The 7,168-nt window shown below is 43.5% G+C and carries 6 protein-coding genes; all 6 read left to right on the top strand.

From position 1 onward, the window contains the following. Positions 1–96 precede the first annotated feature (96 nt). The 6 genes from Q3886_RS07125 to Q3886_RS07100 all read left to right on the top strand — a co-directional run bounded on the left by Q3886_RS07125 (position 97) and on the right by Q3886_RS07100 (position 7,069). On the top strand, positions 97–1,608 hold the full coding sequence (locus Q3886_RS07125) for an NCS1 family nucleobase:cation symporter-1 (protein ID WP_301860593.1): 1,512 nt from the start codon (positions 97–99) through the stop codon (positions 1,606–1,608). Positions 1,609–1,640: 32 nt separating this feature from the next. Continuing rightward, positions 1,641–3,011 carry a dihydropyrimidinase gene (hydA, locus tag Q3886_RS07120; RefSeq protein WP_301860591.1) on the top strand — a complete coding sequence of 457 codons (1,371 nt, stop codon included), beginning with the start codon at positions 1,641–1,643 and terminating at the stop codon, positions 3,009–3,011. Positions 3,012–3,023: 12 nt separating this feature from the next. Then, positions 3,024–3,344 (top strand): hypothetical protein, encoded by a 321-nt coding sequence (locus Q3886_RS07115; RefSeq protein WP_301860590.1) that lies wholly within the window; start codon positions 3,024–3,026, stop codon positions 3,342–3,344. Continuing rightward, positions 3,341–4,558, top strand: a complete 1,218-nt coding sequence (gene preA, locus Q3886_RS07110; protein WP_301860589.1) for an NAD-dependent dihydropyrimidine dehydrogenase subunit PreA — start codon at positions 3,341–3,343, stop codon at positions 4,556–4,558. Before Q3886_RS07115 ends, preA begins: the two co-directional genes overlap by 4 nt. Before the next feature lie 68 nt (positions 4,559–4,626). Continuing rightward, the gene (locus Q3886_RS07105) at positions 4,627–5,880 is read left to right on the top strand and encodes a Zn-dependent hydrolase (protein WP_301860587.1); all 1,254 of its coding nucleotides are present in this window, start codon (positions 4,627–4,629) and stop codon (positions 5,878–5,880) included. 97 nt (positions 5,881–5,977) lie between these two features. Then, positions 5,978–7,069, top strand: coding sequence for an iron-containing alcohol dehydrogenase family protein (locus Q3886_RS07100; protein ID WP_301860586.1), 1,092 nt, complete (start codon positions 5,978–5,980; stop codon positions 7,067–7,069). The last annotated feature ends 99 nt before the right edge of the window (positions 7,070–7,168 follow it).

Here is a 7,168-nt window from a genome sequence, read left to right as displayed (position 1 = left end):
AAATAAAATCATTGCTCTTTTTTTGTTTGTATGTAGTGGGATGACGAATCGTCATCGGGGGATATAGTTGTTATTTGAAATAAGGAGGGGATTCTTATGGCAACAGAAGTAGTGTCGCAAGATATACGAGAGTTAGGCCAGGATGCCATTAATGAATTGAAACAAGGGGCATATTATAACAAAGATTTAGCACCTACAACGGTAAAAGAAAGAACTTGGGGGACTGGTCATTTTATTTCCTTATGGGTTGGCATGGCCCATAATATACCAGCTTATATGTTGGCCAGTGGTTTAATTGCTTTGGGAATGAATTGGAAACAGACGATTTTTACGATTGCTCTGGCTAATATTATTGTTTTGATTCCTATGCTGTTAAATGCTCATCCAGGTACTAAATATGGCATTCCATTTCCAGTATTATCACGTGCTTCCTTCGGCGTAGCTGGGGCAAATATTGCAGCACTTCTTCGTGCAGGTGTAGCATGTGGATGGTTTGGCATAAATGCTTTTATTGGCGGTACTGCCGTCAATAATTTCCTCATAGCACTGTTTCCGGCATGGAAACAGTTTGGCGGTGGTTTTACTATTTTAGGACTCCCATTGCCGGAAATGATCACGTTCCTTGGCTTTTTGGCCATGAATATTATTGTAGCCTATAAAGGTATGAACAGTGTCAAAAAATTTGAAGTATGGGCTGCACCTATTGTCATGATTCTGGCATTTGCCCTGCTGGTTTGGATTGTTATTGAAGCAGATGGATTTGGACCGATTTTTGCAGAAGAAGGACGGCTGAATACTTGGGATACATTCTTACCGGTTTTCATTCCTTCTTTAACTGGTATGATTGGGTTCTGGGCAACCTTATCATTGAATATTCCTGATTTTACCCGATTTGGTAAAGGGCAGAAACAGCAGATGATCGGCCAGGCTGTTGGCCTGCCGCCGACGATGACGATTTTTTCCATTATGGCTGTTATTATTTCTTCGGCAACAGTAGTTGTCTTTGGTAAAGCTATTTGGGATCCAGTTGATTTACTGCTGCATTTCTCTAACCCATTAGTATTAGCATTTTCACTGTTTGGCATTATTGTGGCAACGCTGTCAGTTAATATTGCAGCCAACTTGATTTCACCGGCATTCGACTTTGCCAATGTAGCTCCCAAGTATATTTCCTTTAAAAAGGGCGTTCTGATTACCGGCGTATTTGCCATTGTCATGATGCCGTGGAAGTTAATGGCCGATCCTAGCATGTATATTTTTAACTGGCTGAATGTATATTCCGGATTGCTTGGGCCTATAGCAGCGATTATTATTGCCGATTACTTTGTTCATCGTCATATGATGCTTGATTTAATCAGCTTGTATAAAGCTGATGGTATATATCAGTACACGAAAGGATTTAATATTGCAGCTGTTATGGCTCTGCTCATTGGTGCAGCTTTCGCTATTATTGGCAAAATAGTTCCAAGCTTAGGATGGCTATTCAATTATGCCTGGTTTGTTGGATTTGGTGTTTCATTCTTCGTGTATTTGGGATTGATGAAAGTTATTCCTCAAAAAAATGCAAAAGCTGCTGTGGTTCAGGATACTACCAGTTCTATGCGGTAAAACGTATATTGTCAGAAAAGAGGGGATTTTAAATGGAGTTTATTATTAAAGGCGGTACGATTATTACGTCAACGCACCGGTTTCAGGGCGATGTTTATGTAAAAGATGAAAAGATCGAATCTATTAGTCGTACTATTGATAAAGAAGGCGTTCCCGTTGTAGATGCTAAAGGTAAGTATGTATTGCCAGGTGCTATAGATGCGCATACACATTTACAAATGCCTTTTAATGGAACAACTTCTGCTGACAGTTATTTAGCTGGTACACGGGCTGCTGCATGCGGTGGTGTTACGACGGTATTTGATTTCGTTATTCAGCGTAAGGGACAGGGAATTCGAGAAGCTGTGGCACCGAGAATGGAATTATGCGATCCTCAGGCCTGCGTTGATTATTCCTTTCATGTAGCTATTACGGATATGACGGATGCCGTGCTTGATGAATTTGCGGATGCAGCGGCGGCTGGCTTACCTAGCTATAAATTATTTATGGTCTATAAAAAAGATGGACTGATGATGACGGATGCAGATATTTATCGTGCTTTAGAACGGTCTAAAGAAACGAATACACTTATTGCAGTACATGCAGAAAATCCGGATGTCATTGATTTAAATATTGAACGTTTTAAAAAAGAAGGGCATTTATCTCCGTGGTATCATTATTTGAGCCGACCGGAAGCGGTAGAAGGAGAAGCGGATATTCGGGCCATCTATTGGGCTAAAGTATTACATGCTCCGCTGTATATCGTCCATTTGGCCGATTATCAGGGGATGGATGCAGTACGGCAGGCCGTCAGTGAAGGGTATGAAATCTATGCAGAAACGTGTCCGCAATACTTGCACTTTACTTGTGATGTATATAAACGTCCAGATGGCCGCAACTTTGTATGTTCTCCCCCTATGAAAGGGCAGAAAAGCCAGGATGATTTATGGCAGGGAATTAAGGAAGGATTTATTGATACTATTGCAACGGATCATTGTCCGTTTACACAGGCACAGAAAGATGTTGGAAAAGACGATTTTACGAAGATTCCGAATGGCTGTATGGGTATTGAAACGATGTATCCCTATATGCTGAGCGAAGCAAATAAAGGTCGTATTTCCTTTGAAAAAGTAATAGCCTTATGTGCAGAAAATCCGGCTAAAATTTTTGGTTGTACCCAAAAAGGCTTCCTGGAACCGGGCAAAGATGCAGATATTGTTTTGTATGATCCAGAACAGGATTTTACAGTTACTAATGATAAAATGCATTCCGATTGCGATTACACAATTTGGGAAGGTGTTCAGCTAAAAGGATATGTAACAGATACGTATTCCAGAGGTCAGCATGTATACCATGATGGAAAGTTTCTGGGGACGCCGGGTCATGGAAAATTTATTAAATGTAAACGTGAGTATGCAAAGTAAGGCGGGATGTTTATGGAAGAAATGATGAATTTAGCCATACGACAAGAAGTAAGTCGCTGTTTACTTTGTTATGATGCACCTTGTACTGCTGCCTGTCATGGAGATATTCACATTGATCGGATTCTAAGGGCTCTTTACTTTCAGAATGTTCTGGGAGCCTTCCGAATGTGGGAAGCGGAAAAACAGCATTGTCATGATATGACGGCAGCTTTACTGAAAGGACGTCATGCGTGCTTGCGCAGTAAAATAGATCAACCTGTAAATCTATTAATGATTGCCGAGTTTTTGAGCGGGTATACAGAAACAAATTGCAAGGTGGAGGTGATGGTATGAAACGAGAGAGAATGTTGGAAACAACATTTTGTGGTATTACTTGTGAAAACCCCTTTCTTTTATCATCATCTTGCATTGCTGGAAATGAAGAGATGGTAGACAGAGCCTTAGCGATGGGCTGGGGAGGTGCTGTATTTAAGACAATTGGATTTTACCATCCAGAAGAGGTATCCCCTCGATTTGATGCGATTGATAAAGAAGGCGCCTCGTTTGTTGGGTTTCGCAATCTGGAGCAAATTTCAGATCATCCATTAGAAGAAAATCTGGAAGCATTATATCAATTAAAAAAGAAATTTCCTGAGAAACTTATCGTATCTTCTATTATGGGACAGACTGAAGAAGAATGGACCCGATTAGCAGAAATGTCGACGCAAGCCGGAGTAGATATGATTGAATGCAATTTTTCCTGTCCGCAGATGGCAAAAGAAAAGATGGGATCTGATGTAGGCGTCGATGCAGAACTCGTCAATCGGTATTGCCAGGCTGTACGTAAAGGAACCGATTTACCGGTTCTTGCTAAGATGACGCCGAATCTTGCTGATATGACTGTTCCAGCTAAAGCGGCTATTGCCGGCGGGGCAGATGGACTAGCTGCTATCAATACAGTTAAATGTATTACCACTGTTGACTTGCAGCACCATGTATTGCCAGATATAGGTGGATACTCTTCTGTATCAGGATATTCTGGCAAAGCTGTTAAACCCATTGCGTTACGTTTTATCAGGGATATGGCGGCGTGCAAAGAGTTACAGGGAACACCGATTAGTGGTATGGGAGGAATTGAAAACTGGCATGATGCTATGGAATTCTTCTCTTTAGGTGCAGGTACTGTACAGGTGACAACGAGTGTTATGCAGTATGGATATCGTATTATTGATGATTTGATCGATGGCCTGTGTTTCTACATGCAGGAGAAAAAGGTACAATCTGTTCATGAATTAGTTGGCAGTGCGTTGCCAAATGTTGTGGAAAGTGATGTATTAGACAGACACTCTATGGTATATCCTGTATGGAACTATGATACATGTATTGGCTGTGGGCGTTGTTATATATCGTGTCAAGACGGTGGACATCAGGCGATTTATTGGAATCGTGAGCTAAGAAAGCCACAACTGCTGGGAAAACAGTGTGTAGGCTGTCATTTATGCAAACTTGTTTGTCCCGTTCAGGCCATTCATAGTAGTAAACGGGTAGCTAAACGTATGCCTGCATAAAAATAAACTTTGTGCCAGTACACGTTTAACATATATTTTGATTGTTATAAGAGAGGGGTATGGTTATAATGAATACAGAAGAATTACTGAAAGATTCAAAAGGGGTTGTTGCTGATTTACGGACGTTGGCAGCCATGACGTCGACTCCGGCTGGGGCACAGCGTATTGCCTGGACCCCTGTATGGGATAAGGCAGAACAGTGGTTTATGGACATGATGAAAGCCGAAGGAGCAGAGATTTCAGTAGATTCAGCCCATAATGTATTTGCTAAAATCCAGGGGGAAACAGATGATGCTGTATTGATTGGCAGCCATTTAGACTGTGTATATGATGGCGGCTGGCTTGATGGGGCTTTGGGCGTTGTAGCTGGCATGGGGGCTATTAAACGATATGGCATACATGGTAAGAAACCGAAAAAGACGCTCTATGTCGTAAGCTGGGCTGATGAAGAAGGCGCCCGGTTTGGACGCAGCTGTATTGGATCTTCTGCTGTAAGTGGAGCGCTTAACGTTGAAGAAGCAGCCGTATTAAAAGATAACGATGGTATTTCATTTACGGAAGCATTAAAACGATATAATTTGAATGTCGCTGACTTTCCTAAGGCCAAAGAAGAATTTTTGAAAAAGGGAATCAAAGAATATTTGGAACTCCATATTGAACAGGCGCCTGTATTGGAAAGCCAGAATAGATCTGTAGCTTGTGTTGGCGGTATTTGTGGCTGCGAACGTCAATATATTACGTTTACCGGTCAGCGGGCTCATTCCGGATGCCCTATTTCCATGCGTCACGATGCGTTTCTGGCAGCGGCTCAGGCATCCCTGAAATTCCGGGATATTGGCCTTGCTCATACGACTGCTGATAAATTTGCGTACTGTACTGTAGGGAAAGTTAGTGTAGTTCCCGACGTCGTTACGATTTTCCCGGGCATTTGTAAGATTTCTCTGGATCAGCGTCATGTTGACAGCTCTGTATTGAAGACCATTTATGATGAAGCACACGATGCCTGTGTCAAAGCCGCCTCTGATAATGGTGTAGATGTTTCATTCGAATCGGTTTGGAGTATTCCTCCCACTATTTTTGATCCGCATCTGGTTAAATTGTGCCAGGATTCTGTAGAAGAACAGACAGGTGAACGGGCTACATTGTATTCCGGACCTCTCCATGATGCCGCTGAAATGGCTAAATTCCTGCCGTCGGTCATGATGTTTGTCAAGTCAACCAAAGGCCTGTCTCACTGCAAGGAAGAAGATACGCCTGATGCCGATCTGGAATGTGGTGTATCTGCATTCTTCCGCTTGGTAGATAAAGTAGTTAACGCATAATAAAGTTTTACATTTGTACAAGTATAAACGTATCTGTTATGATAGGTAGCAGATACGTTTATCTGTATCGGATGAAAGCAGATAAGGAGGTTGAGGTATGTTTCAGTATGAAATGCCTACGAAAGTGTATTTTGGCAAAGACTGCATTGCCCAGAGCGGTGATGTGCTGGCCCAGTTTGGCAGGAAAGCACTGCTGGTAACGGGGCGTCACTCCGCAAAGATCAACGGAGCGCAGCAGGCTGTAACGGACAAATTAGATGCCCTGGGAATAGAATGGGTACTGTTTGATGAAGTGGAAAGCAATCCGTCTATTGAAACGGTGCGGCGTGCTGCTGAAGTAGGGCGGAACGAACAGGTCGGCTGCGTCATTGCCATTGGCGGCGGCTCGCCCATGGATGCAGGCAAGGTAATTGCCCTGCTGTGTACGAATGATCTCGATGATACGGCGCTGTTCACTGGGCCATACTGCCCGCCGCTGCCGATTATTGCCGTGCCTACGACGTCCGGAACGGGCAGTGAAGTCACGAAAGTAGCCGTTCTTACGAACCCGCATGCCGGGACGAAGCAGTCCGTCGGCAGCCCGCTGATTTTTCCGAAAATTGCCTTTGTTGACCCGACGTTTACCGTAGGAGTTTCCCGGCGCGTAACGATTGATACGGCTATTGATGCCTTGTCTCACGCTGTTGAAGGGTATTTGTCCACAGGATCAACGCCCATGAGTGATGTGTGGGCTGAAGAAGCCATGCGGTTCCTGGGAATTCATCTGGATGCGCTGGATCAGGAACTGTCTTATGCCGTGCGGGAAGATCTCATGTATGCTTCGACCCTGGCCGGCATCGTCATTGCTCAGACCGGGACGACTCTGATTCACGGCATGGGCTATCAGCTGACCTATTATAAAGGTCTGTCCCATGGGCGGGCCAATGGCATTTTATTCCCTGCCTATATGAAGCTCATGGAAGAAGCCGTTCCTGATAAGACCGCAAAAATCTGGGAACTCCTGGATGTGAGCGGCCTGGAAGAATTTACAGAAATCATGAAAAAACTCATGCCGGGAACAGTTGACCTGACAGAAGAAGAAATTGAGTTGTACACAAAACTGACTATGCCTACCAGTGCTGTAAAGCGTACATCCTGTGAGGTAACGCCGGACCTGGTCAAACAGATCTACCGCAGTCTGAAAGCGTAATATACAAAAATATAAGTAAACACATGAAGACCTCCCCAGGCCAGCTCATGTATCTTGAGCTGATTCAGGGAGGTCTTTATACGGAAAAAGAGTATATAC

It is taken from the genome of uncultured Megasphaera sp. (genome assembly GCF_958350005.1).
In the GTDB taxonomy this organism is placed as follows: Bacteria; Bacillota; Negativicutes; order Veillonellales; family Megasphaeraceae; genus Megasphaera.
This window is presented reverse-complemented; position numbering and strand designations above follow the sequence as displayed.